The 22,226-nt window shown below is 40.1% G+C and carries 17 protein-coding genes; 14 read left to right on the top strand and 3 right to left on the bottom strand.

Translation table 11 applies throughout. From position 1 onward, the window contains the following. Positions 1–497: 497 nt before the first annotated feature. From OCK74_RS22745 to OCK74_RS22730, 4 genes are all read left to right on the top strand, one after another. A complete protein-coding gene (locus OCK74_RS22745; protein ID WP_279299396.1) occupies positions 498–1,253 on the top strand; it encodes a hypothetical protein in 756 nt (251 codons plus the stop codon). Positions 1,254–1,688: 435 nt separating this feature from the next. Then, positions 1,689–1,976 carry a helix-turn-helix transcriptional regulator gene (locus OCK74_RS22740; RefSeq protein WP_279299395.1) on the top strand — a complete coding sequence of 96 codons (288 nt, stop codon included), beginning with the start codon at positions 1,689–1,691 and terminating at the stop codon, positions 1,974–1,976. Continuing rightward, positions 1,973–3,034, top strand: a complete 1,062-nt coding sequence (locus OCK74_RS22735) for a BT4734/BF3469 family protein (protein WP_279299394.1) — start codon at positions 1,973–1,975, stop codon at positions 3,032–3,034. Before OCK74_RS22740 ends, OCK74_RS22735 begins: the two co-directional genes overlap by 4 nt. A 127-nt stretch (positions 3,035–3,161) precedes the next feature. After that, positions 3,162–5,129: a DUF3987 domain-containing protein gene (locus OCK74_RS22730; RefSeq protein ID WP_279299393.1), complete on the top strand. Its 1,968-nt coding sequence runs from the start codon at positions 3,162–3,164 to the stop codon at positions 5,127–5,129. A 235-nt stretch (positions 5,130–5,364) separates the two neighbouring features. On the opposite strand, the gene OCK74_RS22725 is transcribed toward OCK74_RS22730, so the two are convergent. Together OCK74_RS22725 and OCK74_RS22720 are read right to left on the bottom strand one after the other, a co-directional pair. Then, a complete protein-coding gene (locus tag OCK74_RS22725) occupies positions 5,365–6,762 on the bottom strand; it encodes a TlpA family protein disulfide reductase (RefSeq protein ID WP_279299392.1) in 1,398 nt (465 codons plus the stop codon). A gap of 111 nt (positions 6,763–6,873) precedes the next feature. Next, on the bottom strand, positions 6,874–8,148 hold the full coding sequence (locus OCK74_RS22720; protein ID WP_279299391.1) for a TlpA family protein disulfide reductase: 1,275 nt from the start codon (positions 8,146–8,148) through the stop codon (positions 6,874–6,876). Positions 8,149–8,637: 489 nt separating this feature from the next. Between OCK74_RS22720 and OCK74_RS22715 the strand changes: the two genes are divergently transcribed. From OCK74_RS22715 to OCK74_RS22685, 7 genes are all read left to right on the top strand, one after another. Beyond that, positions 8,638–8,904: a hypothetical protein gene (locus tag OCK74_RS22715; protein WP_279299390.1), complete on the top strand. Its 267-nt coding sequence runs from the start codon at positions 8,638–8,640 to the stop codon at positions 8,902–8,904. Positions 8,905–9,616: 712 nt separating this feature from the next. Beyond that, a complete protein-coding gene (gene ltrA, locus OCK74_RS22710; RefSeq protein ID WP_279299389.1) occupies positions 9,617–11,047 on the top strand; it encodes a group II intron reverse transcriptase/maturase in 1,431 nt (476 codons plus the stop codon). 417 nt (positions 11,048–11,464) lie between these two features. Continuing rightward, entirely contained in the window at positions 11,465–12,130 is a 666-nt protein-coding gene (locus tag OCK74_RS22705) for a TlpA family protein disulfide reductase (RefSeq protein WP_279299388.1), read from the top strand. Between the two features lie 62 nt (positions 12,131–12,192). Beyond that, positions 12,193–13,101, top strand: coding sequence for a hypothetical protein (locus tag OCK74_RS22700; protein WP_279299387.1), 909 nt, complete (start codon positions 12,193–12,195; stop codon positions 13,099–13,101). Between the two features lie 49 nt (positions 13,102–13,150). Beyond that, entirely contained in the window at positions 13,151–14,674 is a 1,524-nt protein-coding gene (locus OCK74_RS22695; RefSeq protein WP_279299386.1) for a TlpA family protein disulfide reductase, read from the top strand. 76 nt (positions 14,675–14,750) lie between these two features. Then, positions 14,751–15,710 (top strand): thioredoxin family protein, encoded by a 960-nt coding sequence (locus OCK74_RS22690; protein ID WP_279299385.1) that lies wholly within the window; start codon positions 14,751–14,753, stop codon positions 15,708–15,710. A 131-nt stretch (positions 15,711–15,841) separates the two neighbouring features. Then, complete coding sequence (locus tag OCK74_RS22685) at positions 15,842–16,768, top strand: hypothetical protein (RefSeq protein ID WP_279299384.1); 927 nt, start codon at positions 15,842–15,844, stop codon at positions 16,766–16,768. Between the two features lie 39 nt (positions 16,769–16,807). Here the strand turns inward: OCK74_RS22685 and OCK74_RS22680 are convergent, their stop codons facing one another. Continuing rightward, positions 16,808–17,941 (bottom strand): redoxin domain-containing protein, encoded by a 1,134-nt coding sequence (locus OCK74_RS22680; RefSeq protein WP_279299383.1) that lies wholly within the window; start codon positions 17,939–17,941, stop codon positions 16,808–16,810. Between the two features lie 423 nt (positions 17,942–18,364). On the opposite strand from OCK74_RS22680, the gene OCK74_RS22675 reads away from it, so the two are divergent. The 3 genes from OCK74_RS22675 to OCK74_RS22665 all read left to right on the top strand — a co-directional run. Then, positions 18,365–21,148, top strand: a complete 2,784-nt coding sequence (locus tag OCK74_RS22675; RefSeq protein ID WP_279299382.1) for a TonB-dependent receptor — start codon at positions 18,365–18,367, stop codon at positions 21,146–21,148. Positions 21,149–21,202: 54 nt separating this feature from the next. Then, the gene (locus tag OCK74_RS22670; RefSeq protein ID WP_279299381.1) at positions 21,203–21,943 is read left to right on the top strand and encodes a GLPGLI family protein; all 741 of its coding nucleotides are present in this window, start codon (positions 21,203–21,205) and stop codon (positions 21,941–21,943) included. 88 nt (positions 21,944–22,031) lie between these two features. Further along, positions 22,032–22,226 (top strand): hypothetical protein (locus tag OCK74_RS22665; protein ID WP_279299380.1); only part of this gene is annotated, 195 nt, incomplete at its 3' end.

Genomic DNA, 22,226 nt, shown 5'->3' with positions numbered 1-22,226 from the left:
TATAATGTTTCTTCTTTTAATCGTTTTGTTTATTGCTGTGTTTTTATTTTTTATCGTTGGGTTAATGTTTGAATGGCGATGGTGAATGGTTAATGGTGAGTGGTCAATTGTGAATGGGCAATGGTTAATGGTGAATAAGTGGAAAGAGAGTTGGGTGTCTGGAAATGGGAGTGGGAATAGGGTTTTCATACACTCCCCATACACTATCCATACACCATCTATACACCATCCATACACCTAGGATGAAGGGATGTGGGATGTGGGCGGTTATATAAGATAGTTAGGTCGTGATTATTGTGCATGTGAAGTGACATAAGTCATGTAAGTTTTGATGCCCAAATTTACTAAATATTTAGTGGAAATAAGTGAAGAAAACGGCATAATCGGCATAAATGGTCGAAAGCGGAACTGCTTGTTTGTTAGTGGATTAGGAGGGGTGTACTTTTAGGTTGTTGATGAAACATTTTATTTGATTACTGAATTAAAACAGATTAGTGATGGCAAGACAATCGGGGATTTTTCCAATTGAAGGAACACTTGGTGGTGTAACGTTTTTTAAGTCGGGAGATGGCTTCCAAGTTCGGTTAAAGGGGGGCGTTAGTGGCAACCGTATAGCAACGGACCCTGCATTTGTGAGGACCAGGGAAAATGGTGCGGAGTTTGGCAGGGCCGGTAAGGCTGGCAAGCTTTTGCGTACTGCGTTGAGGAGTTTATTGCAAAATGCATCGGACAGGCTGCTGACCAGCAGGCTGACTAAGGAGATGGTGAAGGTGGTGAAGGCAGATGCCACTAATGTGCGGGGTATGCGGAACGTGATCGATGGTGAGATCGAGTTGCTTCAAGGGTTTGAGTTCAACAATGATGGTAAACTCAGTACGTCGTTGTATGCACCTTATGGTGTGACGCTGACAAGGGCTACCGGACAGGCTACTGTGGATGTACCGGCTTTTGTGCCAGGGAACATGATTGCTGCGCCGGCTGGCGCTACGCATTTCAAGGTGGTTGCTGCTGCGGCGGAGGTTGATTTTGAAGGGAACACTTACGTGGTGGATACCAAAGAAACAGCTATGCTGCCTTTGGACAACATGCCGACAGCGCCGATCAGTTTGGAAAGTACGGTTTCTCCCGGCAGTGTTCACCCGCTGTTCGTGGTTGCGGGTATTGAGTTCTACCAATCGGTGAATGGTGAGTTTTATTCGTTGAATAATGGGGCGTTTAATGCGTTGGCGTTGGTGAAAGTTGAAGCGGTTTAGGGGTTTGGAGTTTGAAGTTTGGGGTTTGGAGTTTGAGGTTTGGAGTTTGGATGGTGATGGTTGGTTGAGGGGCCGGGGTGGATTAGAGAAGCTCCGGCTTTCTTTTTTGGATGGTAGATTTTTGGGAGATGGGATTTTTTAATTGTTTAAATGTTTTTAGAGATGGGTAAGATTTTTATAAGAATGACGGCGCCGACGCCCCCATTTTTTGCGAGGTTGAGAAATATTGGATTGGTGTTAACGGCGGTGAGTATTGCGTTGACGAGTGCTCCGTTTGCACTGCCCCTGGTGGTGGTTAAGATTGCGGGTTATTTGGCTGTGGCTGGTTCTGTGGCATCGGCGGTGAGCCAGGTGGCGGTAGAGAAGGAGTAGTTATCCGGAAACGAATAGGACTTAGGGCCCAAGTCCATTTTTTTCACTTTTAAATTTAAAAAAATGGACGTTTTATTAAAACGTTTTGATGACCTGGAACGGCTGATCAAGAGCCGTGGCTATTTTCAGAAAGAGGTATTTACTTTTTCTGAAGGTTGTGCATACTGTGGATTTACGCAGTCGTATATGTACAAGCTTACTTCGTTTAACAAGATCCCCTATTACAAGCCTAATGGCAAGGTGGTTTTCTTCCGGCGTTCGGAACTGGACGGATGGCTATTGAGTAACCGGATTGCTTCGGAGGAAGAGGCGAACGTTTACATGAGTAAAAAGAGGAGGGACAAGCAATGAGGAAGATCTTATACCAAAAGCCGAAGGGGGATCATAAGAAGCAAGAGGTAACGGGAATGAGTAGGGGCAATGAGAAGGGTGTGCAGGAAGTGTTGGCGCAGATGGAACTGAATAGGGAAGCTATCAGCGGGAAGACGCATTATGGAGTGAAGATCTATGCGCATGTGTTGCGGCAGTATTATAAGGATGAGGTGGTGCTGGTGTTGAGGGGGCGGCATTGCCTGCCTGCGAAGAATCCTTTTAACGGGGATAAGCAGACGCTGCATGTGGGTATTGTGGATGGTGAAGCCAGGCATCATGATACGGAGGTGGCAGATTGTAAGGGGGATGCATATGACTTTGCTCAGTTGCATTACCAACTTGAAGGAGCGGAATTACTGACAAAACTGAACGAGGAGCTTGGATTGCGCATTGGGCGTGGGTTTGGTAATTGCGACAGTGCGCAACAGGTTGGGCGAAATGAGGTAAAAAAAATTACTCAAATTACTCAATTTACTCAGGAGGGTAAAAGTGGCGAAATCCAGGTACCGGAGTTTAGTTTTTTCAAAAAGCCAGTACGGAATACGGTTCCGTCGGGCGGTGTGAGCCTGGTGGAGGTGTATGAGAAGATCAAGGGGATATCGTATCAAAAATGCACAAATGCATTGCGGATGATACAGGATGAAAAGGAGGCCAGGGCTTACAAGGCGAAGCAGTTTGATTACGTTACTTTTTCGGGCACGTTCGTGAAGAGGGAGAATAGTGCCCTAGTGCAGCATTCTGGTTTGTTTGCCGTGGACTTTGATCACCTGGAGGATGTTGAGGGATTGAAGCAAAGACTGCTTGCAGATCCTTATTTTGAGACAGAACTGCTTTTTGTTTCTCCTTCGGGGCATGGGTTGAAATGGGTGATCCCTATAGACATTACCAAGGCCACTCACCAGCAGTATGCTGTTGGCATCAGTAACTATTTATTACATACTTACGGGCAGAAGATGGATGCTTCGGGCAAGGATGTGGCGAGGGCGTGTTTCCTGCCGTGTGATCCGCATGTATACATACATCCTAAATACACATAACCCCCATACACACCCCCAGCTCCGCCTGAGGCGGAGAGCGTCAGCGCTGCAGACCCTGGAGGTATCTAGTGGTATTGTAGGGGAGGTATTTCTATCAATTTAATCAGTTAATTCAAAAGACTTTATCATGGAAAAAAAGGTTTTTGATCCGAATGAATGGATCAACCAGGTTGAACAAAAGCAAGTTCCGGAACGTGGTGGAGATGGTAATGGTAGTAATGTAGATAGTAATAGTAGTGATGTAAGTGGTGTTGTTAGTGAGGCTACTGATGATGTGGAAAGTGTAATTAAGAACATAGAAGAAAAGAAGGTAGATATTACTGCCCGGTATGCACAATGGCGGAATATAGGCTTTGCCCTGGCCAGCGCTTTTGGCGAGGAGGGGCGGAGTTATTTTCATAGGGTGAGTTGTTTTTACCCTGGTTATACAAAAGCAGAGAGTGACTGGCAGTATAGTAGTTGCCTGAAGGGAAAGGGTAACGGGATTACGTTGAAAAGCTTTTTCTATTATGCGAAGGAGTCGGGCATTGATATTGGAGGAATCGGGCGGCAGGAGGAAGTGGCAGGTGAAGATCAGCTTGGAGATGAAATGAAAGAGGTGCATCAGAGGGAGGTTGACGGAGAGGAGGTGAAGGAGCAGCGGCCAATTGAGGACGAGCGGAAAGTGGCAGGAAGGATGAGTGGACAGGGTGGGAAGCAAAATGTTGCCAATGGCAGGAATAGACAAACGGTGGATGAGAGAACGGCAGGGGGGCAGGATCCAGAAGAAGAGTGTATGCCCAACATACCGGCAAGTGTATACGCAGATCTGCCTGAGTTTTTGAAACAGGTGGTGGCGTATGCTGCCAGTAATGAAGAGAGGGATTTGTTGCTGCTGGGTTCGCTGGTGGCACTGAGTGCTTGTCTGCCTACGTTTTATGGTATTTATGATGGGAAGAAGGTATATCCTAACATGTACCTGTTTTTGACGGCCAAGGCCTCTGCAGGTAAAGGCAGGCTGGTGCATTGCAAGCAACTGGTACTACCTATTCATTACCACCTTAGGGACCAGGCAAAGCTGTTGAAGAAAGAGCATGAGTTGCTGCTTGCAGAATATAACCAGTTAAAGAACAGTGAAGGAGGAGAGAAGCCGAACCGACCTCCTGAAAAGATGTTGTTTATTCCTGCCAATAACAGTACCACTGGTGTGTTCCAGCTGTTGCATGAAAATGAAGGAAGGGGTATCATCTTTGAAACGGAAGGCGATACGCTGGCCCAGGCGTTTAAGAGTGATTATGGTAATTACAGTGATGGTTTCCGGAAGGCCTTTCACCATGAGACTATTTCCTATTACAGAAGAACGGACAGGGAGTATGTAGACATTGAAAGTCCTTGTATTTCCACTATTCTTTCAGGTACGCCAAAGCAGGTGTCGGCACTGATACCGAATGCAGAGAACGGGTTGTTCAGCCGCTTTATTTTTTATTACATGAATATACAGCCGGTGTGGAAGGATGTATTTGCCTATTCTGCGGAAGAAGAAAGCCTGGATGCCTATTTCAAACGGCTTGGCGGGGAGTTTTTTGGGTTGTACAAGCAATTGCAGGAACATGAGGAGGTGCAGTTTGTGCTTACGCCGGAGCAGCAGGGGCAGTTTAACGGGTTTTTTACTATTGTGCAGGATGCTTATGTAAGTCTGAAAGGTATTGATTACCTGGCTACGGTGCGCAGGCTGGGGCTGATTGCTTTCAGGGTGAGTATGATCTTTTCGGCGTTGCGGTTGATGGAGCATGGTGTGATCCCTAAGCAGTTGGTGTGCGAGGACAGGGATTTTCAAATGGCGTTGAGTATGGTGAGGGTGTTGGTGAAGCATGCTGCCAAGGTGTATTCTGAATTGCCAGAGGAAGAGCCGTTGCCCAAGCGCAGTAACCGGAAGGAAGGATTTTTCAAGCGTTTGCCGGAGGTGTTTAGCAGGAAGGATTTTCGTACGATCGCATATCGCATGGGTATTCCCGACAGGACGGCTGACCGGTATATTTATGAGTTTTGCAAGAGTAGGATATTGAGCAATGATGAATGGGGACAATATCAAAAGGTGTTCGAAATGCAGATTTGAGTAAATTGAGTAATTGGCGTAATTGAGTAAATTTTTATGATTTTTCTCATATGGTGTGGGGTGCGGGTATTGAACCTTTGGGAGACTTTGTACTAAAATGCTCTTCGCAAAATAATTAGTTTTGGTTGCAGCCCGCTATTCCTGGCGGGCTTTTTTATTCCGTAGGAACTTAAACAACTAGAAAACTCGATTCCTAACTGGTAGTTAATAAAGGGAAGCTTACATTTTCACAATACTATTCTTTCAAATAGGACAAAAGTTCTGTTTTAAAGTTGTTTTTATCAGGAGTGATGAAATCATTGTTTACAATTTCACCCTGTGGCCCATACAGTAAATATCTTGGAGCTGTGCTGATTTTATTAACCTGGATAAACTTATTCCGGTAGCCACCAATTAAGCGGAAGTTATACGCTTCCTTATCCAGTTCCTCACTATGGCTGGCCTTTAGCCATTCATTGTGTAATGTTTCAATGTCTATGCTTAGGGAGACAAAAGCAATATTTTGGTGCTTAAGGCTTTCTTTCGTCTTTTGGAGAAACGGTATTTGCTGCCTGCAAGGCATGCACCAGCTGGCCCATATATCTACAAAAACATATTTTCCCTTTAGAGATTGGAGCAGGGAACGAAAATCAACTGTATCACCCTTGGTATTGACCATACCAGCACTTGTGACGCTCTTTAAGTTTTCCAGGTGCACATATTCCTCATAATAGTTAGTGAACATAGGATCTGCAAAGCCCGCCTTCGCTAATAAATTCAATTGGGCTTCCAGCATTGTTTTACTTTTAATGCTTCCATCACTTTTTAACTGGTGAAGGGCATACTGCTTTATCATCTGCTTTGTTTTCAGGGAATCAGGAAGAGATGAAAACGCACTCCACCGGTTCCCATTCCCTATAGAGCTTTTTTGATGTTGAATAACCAGGTCAAGAATATTATTTAATTGTTTAGAGCCAACGGAATTCATTCCTTCCAATTGTCCAAGTAGTTGGCTGTAATCCCCTGCAGAAAGGTAAGCACTTGCATATTTGGAAATATTGTTATACCTGTTAAGTTGTGCAAACTGTTTCAGTACATCGTAGTACTCTTTCTTTATCTTTTTTTGCTGGTAACTGGTTTCGATGAATGCTAATGATTTGGCAGATGAATCATCTATGCTTTTTAAAACATCTTCTTTCCTGGTTTTCTTTGTTGCTGCTTCAAAGCCTGTAGGAATCAAAAAAATGTTGTCCAATTGCACCGTGCCTCCGGAATAATACCGCTGAAAGAGCTTTTCATCTGCGCTTTGCAATTTTAAGGTGTCACCAGGCAAGACCAAATAATTGTCTATGTGGACGGTAAACTTGTTATTATGTCCACCGGTAATAACACCTCTGGTAAAATGTGTGGGTCGATTAAGTGCAATGTTCTTGGTAACTATGGTATCATGTTTAGAGGGATTTTTAAACTCTAAGCCTTGCTGTTGGTTCTGATTGTCGGTATAATTAAATAAGACCCTATTCAGTGGAGCTAAATTCACTTCAATGGTTACCTGTTCCGGATAAACTTTTTGAGCAGTAGTAGCTGGCTTTTCCTGTTTTACGGAAGCATGACATGAAAACATACCGATGAGTAGCAGCCATCTTAAATCCATAGAATTAACTGATATTTTTGGATGAAGAAATAGGAACCGCTTTTAATGATTGATATTGCCATGTTTTAAAGTTTCAATTTGGCTACTGATTCTAAAACATATTCCACTTAATTAAAACTTCATTGTTTCAATTACCTGCTTGATTCTTTCTAAACCTTCCATTCCTTTTGCTCTGTATATGATTTTGTTTTCACTATCGATCAACAAAAAGGAAGGGAAGTATTGTACATTATATTTTTTAATAAGCGAGTAACTGGAATTCATTGGGATAAAGCTTTGGGGCCACTCAATTTTATATGTAGTAATGATATCTTTAAGCATGTCCACATTTTCCTCCTTGTCATAAGCAATCCCAACAAAGGCTACGCCTTTACCTGACAGTTCCTTCTTGAATTCAATTAAGTCAGGCAAGCCAGCAATACAAGGTTTACACCAGCTGCCCCAAAAATCAATAAACAAGTATTTGGCATTTGACAACAAGCTCTTTGTATGAACAGTATCAGAGGTTAGCAAATCAGTAAACGAAAAATCTCCCCATATATTATCTGAATAAATTTGCTTATCAAGGGGTAATTTTCGCAATAACAATCCTTGCTCCACTGTAAGCACCCTGGATAACTCAAAAAAGTCCTTTTTTATCTTAATGGTATCTCCAATTTTTTTAAGTGTAGTCAAGTCATGAGATTTTTCATACTCATATTTTTTACCATATTTGGCTATACCAATGAAAGTTGTTTTATCATTAAATAGGGCACTGGCATTAAAATTCCTTAGTCCAACTTTATAAAAATGTCCATTGGCTTTAAATTTACCTGAATAAAATTCATTAAAATCCAAGCTTAAACTAAGTTCCAGGATTTTATACTGACCAGATAATAAGATGGTATCTCTTATTAATGGCCTTATTCTGAATTGCTGTGAAAAAGTAAAATGCTTGCCATCATAAAAGCCATTTAGATTATTAATTCTGATCTCAGGATACGACTTAGAATTTTTCGTGTCGTTTTTAGAAAACCATTTTTTAATAATGATAGGTTTGTCATCAGAAAGTACATTGTTATTGTTATAATCAGGAATGACAATGCAATCTTCATTTCTTTTTCCAACAATGAATATAGTTTCTGCATCGAGTTCGGGATCATATGAAAGCAAAGTCGTGTCAATACCATAATATTCACTAGCCCCAGAGAATAAAAAATCAGAAATCCTTTCTGCCCTTTTTTGTTGGTAATAATACTGCTCAGGGAAGTGAGCGAAAGTTGATATTACAAAACTGTCTAAAGCTAATCTTTTACTTAAAGAGTCAAATTGTTGGGGCTTGTCAATTTTTAGAGTAATTAGTTGGCTTGAATTAAATTGAGATCTTTTTGATTTATTGGGCTTCAATTTGATCACAGTAGCATTGTCGTCTTTTAGTACTGTGCAAGAAAACTGTGCGATCAGGATTATTACCAGAAGAAAGGAGCTCTTTGTTGTTTTTGGGTATTGCATCATCGAACAGAAGGTATTACTGAACTGTTGAATAATGGTTGGTATCTTAAAGATAGTGCTGAAGCCAAGCTTTAGCAATAGCCAATTATGTTAGGTGGAAAAAAGCACAGAACTTAACTCCTTTGTGCCGATACTGGCAGATGCACAAAAATTAATAGTGATATAACGCCATTGTAAGTGTTGGAATGAACATCTATTTTATATAAGCTGTTGGTTTTCAGATTCAATCATTATAGAAATACTGAGGGCAGAAAGGGGTATTAAATTCGGTGAGCTAGTGCCAAGTCAATTGTAAGAGGGGATATTGTGGTTAGAATATCCACAATACTATTCTTTCAAATAGGACAAAAGTTCTTTTTTAAAGTTATTCAGTAGGCTATTCATATGGTGCGGGTGTTGGTGAAGCATGCTGCCAAGGTGTATTCTGAATTGCCAGAGGAAGAGCCGTTGCCCAAGCGCAGTAACCGGAAGGAAGGATTTTTCAAGCGTTTGCCGGAGGTGTTTAGCAGGAAGGATTATCGTACGATCGCATATCGCATGGGTATTCCCGACAGGACGGCTGACCGGTATATTTATGAGTTTTGCAAGAGCAGGATATTGAGCAATGATGAATGGGGACAATATCAAAAGGTGTTCGAAATGCAGATTTGAGTAATTTGAGTAATTTGAGTAATTTGAGTAATTGGCGGAATTGAGGTGATTTTAATCATGTTTCTATTATTCGTTGGGTGGATGGGAGAGGAAGCCGCAATGGATGAGCGTTTTACGGTTACACAAGTGGGTGGAGGGTTCGTGTGTGCGGTCTGACAAAGATCAGTTTTAGGTATTCGACTTTATTGAATCTTTGGGAGTCTTTTAGTATTTCCAAGCTTTCTAATTAACAGTTAGTTATGGTTGTAGCCCGCTATTCCTGGCGGGCTTTTTTATGTGCGCTACGCATGCTATAGTTCTTTAGAGTGCAAGTCTCAAACGAACCAGCCAACGGGAATCGTTAGCCAAGGGCAAGGGTGTCCGTCGTGAGGCGGAATCTGAAGGAAGCCGGCGGCAAAGTGATGAACTGACGAACAGAAACACAATACAAGGCTTATGCTGTGGGCGAGCGGGCATTGGACTGCGAAGCCCCATAGTTGGACGTAAACAGCTGTAGTAAATTGTGCAGTTTATCACCACAGGACTATGAGCTTACCGTAGGAGATCTGTTATTCCTGTCGGAGACGGCGGCACGCGCGAGGGCCAAAGAGAAGAAAGGGAAAACAGAAGTCAGCAGCGTCCATAGTACCATAGAAGCTATGGAAACATAGTGGAGGGAAGGGACAAATCGTTAGAACAGGGAATTATTTTTTTTCAGGTAGTAAAACGCCAAATGCGTAAACGCAAAAAGGACATAAAAGAACGTCAGTTGCAGATAAACCTTGTTGGAGAATGCAGCGAAGACGGCTGTGAAGTGAGCGAGGCGGCCGTACACCGTCTCAAACACGGAGCAGTAAGTCCCGCATGGGTTTCTGCCTGTGAAAGAGAACGCACCCTGACGCTAGGGATAATGGAGCAAATTGCCTCCCTGCCCAACCTGCAAAAGGCTTACCGTATGGTAATGCGCAACGGCGGGAGCGGTGGTGTAGATGGTATGGACATGAAAGGGTTGCGCAAATGGGGCCGCAGTAATATGATGTGGCTGCAAGAGCAACTCTTATCCGGCACCTATCAGCCGCAACCAGTACGATGCGTGAGCATACCAAAACCACAGGGTGGGGAACGCCTTTTGGGCATACCCACCCTGATAGACCGTATGGTGCAGCAAGCCATCCATCAGATAATCAGTCCCCGCTATGAAAGGGTATTTTCCGAAGCCAGCTACGGGTTTCGTCCCCGAAGAAGTGCCCATGATACACTGCTGAAAGCTGGGGAATACGTAAAAAGCGGAAGGAACTGGGTAGTAGACCTTGACTTAGAGAAGTTCTTCGACCGTGTAAACCACCATCGGCTGATGTGGCTGTTAAGCACCCGCATAGGAGATGGGCTGTTGTTGCAATTGATACATAAGATGCTGAAATGCGGCATGCTGGAAGGCGGGCTGTTACACCAGCGTATGGAAGGTACGCCACAAGGCGGCCCGCTGAGTCCTTTACTATCCAACATAGTGCTGGATGAATTGGACAAAGAGTTGGAACGCAGAGGCTATCACTATGTACGCTATGCAGATGATGTAAAAATATTTGCAACATCCGAGTGGCAGGCCGGCCGGATCATGGAGCGCATTGCAGAGTGGATAGAAGAAAAGCTAAAGCTAAAGGTAAACCGCAGTAAGAGCCGTGTATGCCGCAGCTACGAACTAACCTTTTTGGGTCATCGGATACTATTGGATGGTACCCTGGGTTTAGGTGAAGGCAGCGAAGAAAGGCTCAAAGCAAAGCTAAAGAAGATGACTTCCCGCAGGCGGGGCGTCAGCATAGCGCAGATGGTTAAGGAACTACGGGAGGTAACAAGAGGCTGGCTTATCTACTATCGGGGAGCACGGATGCAGAAGAAGTTGGAAAAGATAGGGGGCTGGCTTCGGCGCAGGCTGCGCTGTTTTCGGCTGAAACAATGCAAGCGGCCCATTGGGATCGTTCGCTTTCTCTGTAAAGAGGGAATCGAAAAGACATTGGCATGGAAACTTGCATTGTCGGGCAAAGGCTGGTGGCGGCTTAGTAACTCTCCTGCCAGCAACATGGCCATGAACAAGGAGTGGTTCGCCAGACTGGGCTTCCAGAGCCTAACGGACTATTACGAACAGGTGAAACGTTTTAAACTCTAACGAAACCGCCGTACACGCAAGTACATACGGTGGTGTGAGAGGACGGCGGCCTGCTAACGCAGCAACCGCCTCCTACTTTAATTCCGTAGGAACTTAAACAACTAGAAAACTCGATTCCTAACTGGTAGTTAATAAAGGGAAGATTACAGTTACATTCGATGTTTTTTCTAGCTATTCATTTCTAGAGAGTTCCATATGGCAATGTTATATTTCGGATATGCATGTATGTTAAACAAGCAAAAAAAGCATCAATAATTGTCAAAATTGTGGTGGTTTGTTGCAGGTTTAAGGTTGATATTTAAATTTTAGAAGGCTGGAAAGACATTTTAGAAGATTTGATCACGCTTTGACGATAACTTAATTTTTTCGATGATCCATATTTACTTGAATAAAACCAGACTAACTGCTTTATTTATTGTGGGTGCAACAGTTTACACATTAGCACAAAATACGCGAGGAAGTAACGTCTATAAGGAAGACTTCTCAAAAACTACCAAGATGCGTTATAAATACTTCTTTGTTTTCGCCCTGTTATTCATGTCTTTTAAATCAAGTAGTCAAAGATTAGAGGTTGACAGTGCTGACAGAAAAGCCAGACTTGATTCGTTTATGCAGGATCTAAATAATAAAAGGGAACAAAGGAAAAGAGAGGCAATAGGAAAGCCCTTTAACCAGTTCTCTATAAGTACTGGTGGCAAAAAGATATCAAATAAAGATTTAGAGCAGAAAGTTGTATTTATAAACTTTTGGTTTTCTGGCTGCAAGCCTTGCCTTGAGGAATTTGACGAGTTGAACACATTGTTTGAACAATTCAAATCCAATAAAAGCTTCCTGTTTTTGTCTTTTACGTTTGATTCTCCGGAAATGATCAGCGAAACAAGAAAGAAATATCAATTGAAATTTAAGTCCTACTCAATACCAGAGCGGGAATGCTTAAGACTAAATCAAGGCTCGGGATATCCATTAAGTATTCTCATTGGGAAAGATGGTAGAATCAAACAATTCTATGATGCGAGTATAAAAAAGGAAAATATTGAAGCGGTTTGTCAAGATGTATTAAAAGAATTAAATACAGGGATATGAGGCTAACGAAAAACTAACCTTAAGTATAAAATATGGAATTGTACTTCACTAAACTCCAATCCATGCAATTAAAACTATTTTTTTGCCTATTTGTACTTATCATTCTTGTTGCCTGTTCTTCAACCAAAGTAATCAAGCTTTCGCCTGCAAATGGAGCTTCCAAAGAGTTTGGGTACGGCTATGGTCATGCAAAGTATACCAATGATGATAGCAGTTATGCAGCTTATGCAAGAAAACTGGGTATGGATAGTTTTGTTTTTGCCCGTTTTAACCATTACCCTACTTCATATCGTGTCCCAGCATCAAGAATCGCCATATATGCTGGAGATCATAATGAACACCTTGTTCGGTATGTTTCTGGTACACCACAGGATATCCCTATTAAAAACTTTGATACAGAAATCCTATTCCTGTATGGAAAGAAAGCCGACGGCACTTATGTTGTGGTGGCAGACCAGAATAACAACAAATCTTTTACAGATGATTTTGTATTTGTAGTTAACGAGCCGCAGGAAAACTATATGGTTATTGGCACAAAAAGACTGGTTAAATATCCTCATGTTAGAATCGATAATTTAAAGTCATATTACAATGGGGAGGTTCGCCCATTCTCACTCAATCTTATTTTAGAGCCAACTCTTTTTAAGTTTGATGAGGACAGTGCAAGAAGACTTAGCCTGGGGATTATCTCCATTGATTATGTGACAGGAGATTTTAAGTTTAAGGGTAAAAAATACAAGGTGGCTGCAAGAAATGCATTGCTTCCATCCCTTTATTTTGACCCACAACTTGTCAAGATAAAGTTTGCAGATGCTAAGGACACTACTGCTTTTCAAAAAACTAAAGGAGAAATGCGTACTCATTTTGTTGGAGACACTGTGCAATTAAGAAAGCACCAGTTTGTTATTAAGGAGGTTTCTCCACTTTTGGAGAATATAACTATTCAACGGTTGAAAGGTAAAAAATCATGAGTTGTAATAGGATTACCCCTTTTTTATTGATAAAATTCATATGCCGTTTATGATGAATAGAAAATTAGTTTTAACAAGTTTCATTTTGTTGTTTGTTACTTGCATAAAAGCAAATGAAATAATTCTAACCGGGTACATTAAAAATTATAGCAATGATTATTTTGTTATGGGGACACCAATAGGTGATAATTTTAACCGGTTTAATTATAAGCCTTCGGATACAGTGAGTGTAAATGGCGGAAAGTTTTATACAAAGATTTCTTGTCAAAAACCTGTTTTCATTTACCTGAATTTTTTTAAGAACTTCATCTATCTACCGGTGGTGCCAGGAGATAGTATACACATTGAATTTGACATTGAGAATCAAGACCACTATCGTTACATTCCCTGCCAGTTTTCTGGAAGTAACAGCGAAGGTCACAATAGATTTTATCGGTATGATTTTTTCCCTGGAAACAAGTTTAATGATTTGAGAAAAATATTAACCGGCAATGCAACTTCAGTCAATATGACGACCTCAATTTTAGAGGAAATCAAGCGGCAAACAGCCCCCTTTGATTCGCTATTGATTAGAAAAAATATTTCGAGTTTATATTATAAAATTGTAACTAAAACTATTCAATCGCTTCTTGTCGGGGAAACGCTCAGAAAGCTTAACAATCAATCAGTAAAGAGCATAATAGTACCAGACTCTGTCAGACTTAAAGTTTCTGAATCGTTGATACAAGCAACTATGATGGAAGACTCTATTATTTCTCAATGTATGTTAGGGGATATTACTCGGGGAACCCTTTTATCATTTTTTCAAATGAAGAAGGCAGGTAGTAATGATATGTATAATTTCATACACGATTCAACCATTAAATATAAAGGAAGGGATTTTTTCTTTAAAGATTATTTGTTCCGTTATTACGGTGTTAAGAATGAGGAATATTTCTTAGGCAATAAGATATTAAGTTTTCATAGTGTTGGCGAATCCAAAGACACGATGAGAGATGCAGTGGAATATTATTATTTAAAGTATCCTAATAGTGAATACTCCATTGCAATAAGGAAAATTCTTGGTTCATCAAAAGAAGAGCAAAGTAAAAATAATGCTGGGCAATCGACAGGAAAATTAAAGTCATTTGGAAATAATATTTTCTATCTTAATAACGCCGGAGCGTTACATAACCTTAAAGTGAATGAATTTCCACAACTAAAAAATGGGATTGTTTATGTAGATATATGGGCTACATGGTGTAGACCCTGCCTGGCAGAAATGGAGCTTAATTACCAGGTTGACAGCTTACTGGCAATGATAGGCGGAAAGCGTTTATATATATCTATTGACGAGCAATCTGCTGCACCTAAATGGAATGAAATAATTGAGAAAAAGGGTTTAGGGGGCTATCATGTCCTTGCTGGGGAAAAATTGAGAAAATATTTAGATGCAGAATTCGGATTTGCAGGAGGTGCCATCACGATTCCTTATTATATAGTACTAAAAGATGGGCAAATTGTTTATAAGAATGCTTATAGACCAAGCGAATTTGAAATGCTTAAGAAGCAACTGGTAGACCTTTCCAAATAGCCATTGAATATTAGGTGGTAAAGAAAAATTGTTTTCATGAAAACAATTTTATAATTAAAAGTATCAACAAAAAATTATGAAAACTCAACTAAGCATTGCTTGTCTATGTTTATTCTATCTGTTTGTAGCTTGTAAAGAGCATAACTCCTTAAAAGTAACTTCAGGAAATGTGTTGGATAAATCAATTACTAAAGCATCAATACTACACCAAGATACTTTAATAGAAAAGTATAAAAGTATGTTTCCTGATACAGCAAAGAATTTTAAGAATATTCAAGACTTGTCTACCTATATTCTATCACTAAAAAATACTTTCCTTTATACGAAAACTTTCAATGGGACAGCATTAGAATTTAATGATTCAGACACCATGGTTTATATTAAAAGGGAATTTGATAAAGCGGCTAATTATTTGCAATTTAAGCATGCATATTTCTGGACTAAATCAACTGATGGCATGATACTTTTAGGCATGCATCCTGGTTTACATACTTCGGAAAAACTTGCACTTTTTGAAAAGTTTCCTCAAAACATTAGAGAAAGTTCAGTTGGGAAACAGACAAAGGCTCTCTTGAATAAATATGTCTATGATCGGAATCTTGGGTTTGATTTTAACAATTTTCGCAATGTGGAATTGATAACCCCTACATCCGGAAAATGCAAAATTGAAAGTCTATTAGCACACTCAAAAAAAAATACCTTAATCTTTTTTGGCGCGTCCTGGTGTCGTCCTTGTAGAATACAAGAGAGCCGATTTAAAAGGATGTTTGAAAATATAGATACAACAAAGTTGGCAGTGGTTGGTATATCTATTGATTCTGATAATGAGGCTTTTAAAACCCTTCTTAAAAAGGAAGCATATCCTTGGCAATGTTTTAGGATAGAAAATGCATGGAGGAATACAATTTTTAAAACCCTCAACTATCAAGGAGTGCCGATGAATATTTTATTAGATGCTTCGAGGAGGATTGTTAAAGAAGATGTAAGTATTGACGAAGTTTTAAAATTTATGGGTATAAAAGTTCCAGAGATTTGAATTTTCGTCAGTAGTATAATATTACTATGCACATGAAAAGTAAATTCTTAGGCTTAATAGTACAAAAGATAAATTATGTTCTTTGATATCTACTGATGTATGGTTTTCAAATTATTAAACAACAGGAAAAGATGAAAAAAAACTATTTAATATTCGCTTTCCTTATCATCCTATTTTCGTGTCAGACCAACCCTGAAGCCAAACCAGAAGAAGTTGGATCCACTAGCAAAGAAGAAAATAACCTGATACCATTTGCAGACACACTTTCTGCTAATTGGATTGTTGTAAAGGCCTCTGTTTTTAACAAACCAGCGTTTCTTTTATTAGATAATGGAACGATCCCGGAAACAGAGTTGATTCTTTTCAAACATTATGCAACAGCTAAGTCTGTTATTGATAGCACCAAACCTTTTTGGATTGAAATGAAGAGAATTGCAAAATCTCCAGCAAGTATATTCATCAATCATTTTAGCGACACAGTAAATACAGAATTGCAACCTGTGTACAATGCACCTGTTCATAAAATGCCGGATGGTATCCTTGGAAAGGGATTTCTGACCAAATATGTTTTAGAGGTTGACTACAACAACAAAACGCTAAATATCCTTGACAGTTCAGGCTATATTGTTCCTGAAGGATATAAAGCTATTCAGATGAAGCCTGCTGGGTATTTTTATAAATTTAGTGCTGATTTATTTCTAAAGGGTAATAAAATACAGGAAGATTTGTATTTGGACCTGGGTAGTGGTCTCAATGGATTTTTATTCGGGTTTAAATTTTATCGCAAGAACAAAGACAAACTAGCAGTTGACACCAGGCAAATTAAGGAGTCGCATACAATGTTCTCTAAAAGCAAGGTTGCCAATATCATTGTTGATTCAGTAAAGATCAATGGAGTTGTATTAAAGAATATTTTGTCTTCTGTAGAAGTCGAATCTACAGTTTCTTTTACGCAGACACTCATTGGCAATAGTGTATTGCGTCATTTCGGGAAAGTGATTTTTAACTTGGGGAATAATAAAATGTATTTACCAATGACTACAATCAACGTTCCATGAATATGGAACGTTGATTGTACAAAACTGTTGTATTGAGAGCTACTGAAGAATTTGTTTCAATGTTTCTTCTACTGCATGAATATCACCACCAACACTTTTTGTAACAATGATTCCTTCAGGAGAAACCAGAAAATAATGGGGAACAGCCCTGATCTGATAGCTTTGTCCCAGGCTTGATTTCTGACCCAGTAAATCAGAACCTTGATGCCAGGTCATTTTATCCTTTATAATGGCTTTCTTCCATTGTTCACTATTTGTATCCATAGAAATACTGAGCACTTCTAATCCTTTGTTATGATATTTTTCAAAAAATTCTTTTAATAGCGGGTTGTTTTGCCGGCATGGTCCGCACCAGCTTGCCCAAAAGTCTATCAACAACCATTTGCCCTTAAACTGTTCCAGCTTTATATCATTTCCTATAGTATCCTTTACCAGGAACGTAGGCGCTTTTGCATTTACAGGCACTATAGAATATTTTTCACTGTAAGATGCAAATGCACTTTGCATCAAACGCGCTGTATAATTATTCATTTTTGCCTGGGGTAGTAGTTTGTCAAAACAATTAGCAGCAACAGTATCCAATGATCTCGTAATATAAGATTGGTCTATCATTGTACCAATGACAAGAACACTAAATGGGGATTTGTTATGTTGCAAAACCCAGTTTACATAATAGTCTTTAAAACGCTTCTCAAAAGAGTTGACTTCATTTTTTAAAGCTTGTGCATGGATGGAGTCTGTAGTCTCGGATAATTGTTTTTCAAGCAACTGGCGCTCGCCTCCTAAAGTAAACAATCCCTGGTAAAATTCGTTTTGCTCGGCGGCATTTGAATCGCCCGAAATAGTCCATTGGCGGAACTCTTTATCTACAGTAAGCTTTATGTTTGATTGGGCATTGTGAAATAGTAACATGTAAAATTCTCTTTCCTGGCCTTTGTAAGCAATAGAATAATTATCCCATTCATCCTCCATTTTAGCTAAAGAAAACCGGGCTTTTTTATTTTTAATAAAGGCTGAATCCCTATTCATATTCTTGTTAGAAGACAAGTAAACGGTATCACTGTTTTTTGCCCCTTCAAAATCAACTTCAATGTAATAATTACTTTGACTAAATGAAGTGCAGGTTAATAATGATGCTGTAGAAAATACAAATAGGAATTTATAAATACTCATTCTTATTTTTTAATGCTATAAATGTATTGAAGCGTGTATGAACTAATTGTTAAAACGAGTAAGCGTGATCGTTGCTAGTTTAATTATATATACTCGCCTTCAATTGCAAAAAAAGCATCAATAATTGTCAAAATTGATGTGGTTTGTTGTTAGTTCAAGGTTGACTTTTAGGTTTTTAAGGCAGGAACGACATTTTAGAAGATTTGATAACGCTTTGAGAATAACCTAATTTTTTCAATGCTCCATACATACTTGAATAAAACCAAACTAACTACATTATTTATCGTGGGTGCACCCCCTTACACATTCGCACAGGATGCACGTGGAAGTATCATCGCTAAACCACGGAATTCACTTACCAAAAGGCCATTAACTCTTGCGGCCTTAACTACAAATTAAAACTCACACCAGTAAAAAGCATATATGATTCAAAAGCTAAAGTTTCTTTTTGATAAGAAAAAGCTACTCCTTTTCTTTGCCCTTGTTATTCTTTTCGACTTTGCATCTGCACAACAGGAATCCCAATTGAGAGGCAAGGTAGTGGATACCCTGGGAAAAGCGCCTTTGTCCAATGCTGTTATTTCCTTGCTTCATAAAAAAGATTCTACTTTATCGAACTTTACCAGAAGTGGTAAAGATGGCAGCTTTATCCTACCTCATATTGCAAAAGGCCAGTACATTGTTATGGTCACTTTCCCCAAGTTCGCCGATTATGTTGAGGTGGTGAATGTGCAGGAGCAGGTGGTGGATATAGGCTCTATTGCGCTTACCCAAAAAGCTACGCTTTTAAAAGAAGTGGTGATACAAAGTGGACGTGCTATCCGCATCAAGGGAGATACAACGGAATTTACAGCTGATAGCTTTCATGTAAAGGAAGGGGCTACGGTGGAAGATCTTCTCAAAGAGTTCCCCGGCTTCCAGGTAGACAGTAAAGGGCAGATCACGGCTCATGGTCAGCGGGTGCAAAAGGTGCTGGTAGATGGGGAAGAATTCTTTGGTGATGATCCTACGATGGCTACTCAAAATATTGCGGCAAGAGCTGTGGATAAGGTGCAGGTGTTTGATACAAAGACGGATCAGCAAAACCTTACGGGGTTGGGAGGTAACAGCCAAAGCAAGACGGTAAACATCAAGCTGAAAGAGAACAGCAAGAAGGGGGCCTTCGGTAAGATTAATGCCGGAAGCGACTTTCAAAAATACCATGATGGCAAGGCTTTGTACAACCGTTTCGTAGGTAAAAAGAAGGTTTCTGTATATGGAACCAAGAGTACCGTTAGTACAGGAAGCCTGAACTGGGAGGACCGGGAAAAGCTAGGCATAGAGAATGATCAGGAATATGACGAAGTAGGCGGCTACTACATCAGCTATGGAGTTAGTGACGGCTTCAACGACTATAGTCTCCGTGGCTTGCCAGACTCCTATTCAGCAGGAGCCTTATTCAGCAACAAATGGAAAGAGGACAAATATGGCGTTAACGGTTCTTACCGGTACAACCGCTTGTCAACAAATAACGAGTCTTCCACGCTTACGCAAACCATTCTATCCAGTGGGCTATTGTATAGCGACCAACGAATAAAAACCAATGGCCTCAACCAGCAGCACGCGATCAATGGCAAATACGAGTGGAAACTGGATTCCCTGGCTACTTTTAAGTTCACTACAACTGGCATCTACAAAACTACTCAGAGCCACAACAATACCAAAAGCTTTACCCAGAACGAGAAGCGTTTATTCCTGAATGAAAACGACCAGACAACAGAGAGCGAGACCGAAAGTAAACAAATGGACAACCAGCTTACTTACAAGCAAATGTTCAAAAAGAAAGACAGGCAATTACTGATGACTTTGCGTTTTGGATTGGTAGAAGACGACAATAACGGCACATTGTATTCAACATTCAAAAAATACGATGCCGCAGGCAATTTCCTGGCCGACAGTATTACTGACCAGCAAAAGAGGTTTACAGGCAGTTCAAATACCATTGGAACCAGGATCACTTTTAGTGAGCCGCTCACTCCTAAATTGAACCTAGTGGTAAATTATGGTTACAACAACAACAATTCAGCATCCAACCGTGCCTCCTTCAATGATGGCGGCAATAGCAAGTACGAGATACTCGACTCTTTATACAGTAATAACTTCGACCTCGATGTATCTTCCCATAGCACGATGGGTGTATTAAAGTACACTGGCAAAAAGACAAGATTCGCATTTGGAACTGGATTGTCTGCCCTCCAGATAAACCTCGACGACCAGTATAAAAACAAAAAGACTACTTATAGCTTCCTGAATATTACACCCCAGGCAAACTATAGCTACCAGTTAAAACAGCAGAAAAGGATTTATGCCAACTATAGAGGTTATACCCGCCAGCCCAGTATGAACCAGCTGCAACCCATCCGTGACAACAATGACCAAACCAATGTCTTTGTTGGTAACCCCAACCTCAAAGTAGGCTTTAATCACATGATCAGTGGCGGTTATTCAAGCTATAAAATATTGACTGGCCAAAACTTTTACTTTGATGTCAATTATGGATTTACGCAAAACGATATTTCCAACGCCAGTGTCATTGATGCATCAGGTAAAAGGACTTACACACCCATCAATGTAAATGGTAACAATAACTGGGGCATCTATGGTTATTGGAGTATTGGCCAGGGAGAAAAGAAACTGCGTCATATCATAAATTTAAGCGCCTACGGCGGACGCAATATCAATTTCATCAACAATGAAAAGGGCATCAATAACTATTCTAGTTTTTATGCCTCTTATGGCCTTGGTTACGATGTAAAAGAGAAGCTCAATTTCAACATCCGCCCCAATGTACGTTACAATACTTCCAGATCCTCCATGCGCAAGGTAGACAACAACTTTTTCTCCTACGGCAGCACTTTCTATGGCTATGTAATACTTCCTGGCAAAATAGAGATCAACAGTGATGTCAATGTTGACCTCCGCCAGAAGATCGACGCTTTTGACCGCAATACCAATATCATTCAATGGAATGAGTCTGTATCCAAAAAGGTATTAAAGGATAAAAGTGGTAAGATCATCATTGTTGCCAACGACATCCTTAATCAGAACAAAGGATACAGCCAAAGAATCAACAGCAACTTTGTTACCGATGAACGCTACCAGAGAGTGAGCCGTTATTTCCTATTGAAGTTTGAATGGTCGTTCAATAAAATGCCAACAGGGAAATAACAGGACATGAAATATGCATAGTCCATTCAGCAATTCACTAAAACAACAACATTTATGAAAAGATCAATTTTCTTCTTTATAGCTATCTTCCTTGTACATTCCTTGTTACAGGCACAAACCCTTTTCTATAATACCATAAAAGTGGAATTTGAAAAGACTGTTTATGTGCAACAGATGTATAAAGAGTTAGAACCAGAATACTATGAAAGAATTAAAGCCAATCTTCCTGCAACAGCATTAAGCTATTTCGATTTTGTAGGTGATACTACAAAATCTATTTTCAAACCAGGCAGGGAAGTGCCTGTGAGTTCACGTTCGTGGTATAGTCCTATTGCTGATAAGAATGTTGTTTATTCAGATTATAAAAGTGATCGGGTTGTGGCACAGAAGCCTGTGTACGAGGAGACTTTTCTTGTAGAGGACAGTCTTGCCAAAATCAAATGGAAAATAACAACCGATATAAGAGAGATTGCAGGATTTGAATGTAGGAAGGCTGTAGGTATACTCAATGATAGTATAGGCGTATTTGCCTTTTATACAGATAACATTTTAATTTCAGGAGGGCCGGAGAGCATTCACGGATTACCGGGAATGATACTAGGAATGGGCATTCCCCGACTGCATACAACATGGTTTGCAACCAAGGTAGAAGTAAGTGGTGTGAACATGAGCAATGTAGTGCCCGCAACCAAAGGGAAGAAAGTTACTTATAAGACCATGATGGAGGCTATCAACAAACTTGCCAACAGATGGGGCGATTATGGCAAGAAATTGATGCTGAACTTTGCGATTTGAGGACATGAATAATTGGATATTTGGAAAAAACAGTTTATAACAAAATAGCTTTCTACTATTTGCAATTGAATTCAATAAAACTAAAACCATGCAATTAAAACTATTTGTTTGCCTATTTGTACTTATCATTCTTGTTGCTTGTTCCACAACCAAAGTAATCAAGCTTTCGCCTGCTGAAGGAGCTTCCAAAGAGTTTGGGTACGACTATGGTCATGCAAAGTATACCAATGATGATAGCAGTTATGCAGCTTATGCAAGAAAACTGGGAATGGATAGTTTTGTT

Origin of the sequence: Paraflavisolibacter caeni, from assembly GCF_025628885.1 — a bacterium.
GTDB lineage: Bacteria > Bacteroidota > Bacteroidia > Chitinophagales > Chitinophagaceae > Flavisolibacter > Flavisolibacter caeni.
Note: the sequence above shows the minus strand (reverse complement) of the source record. Positions and strands in the feature narration are given on the sequence as shown.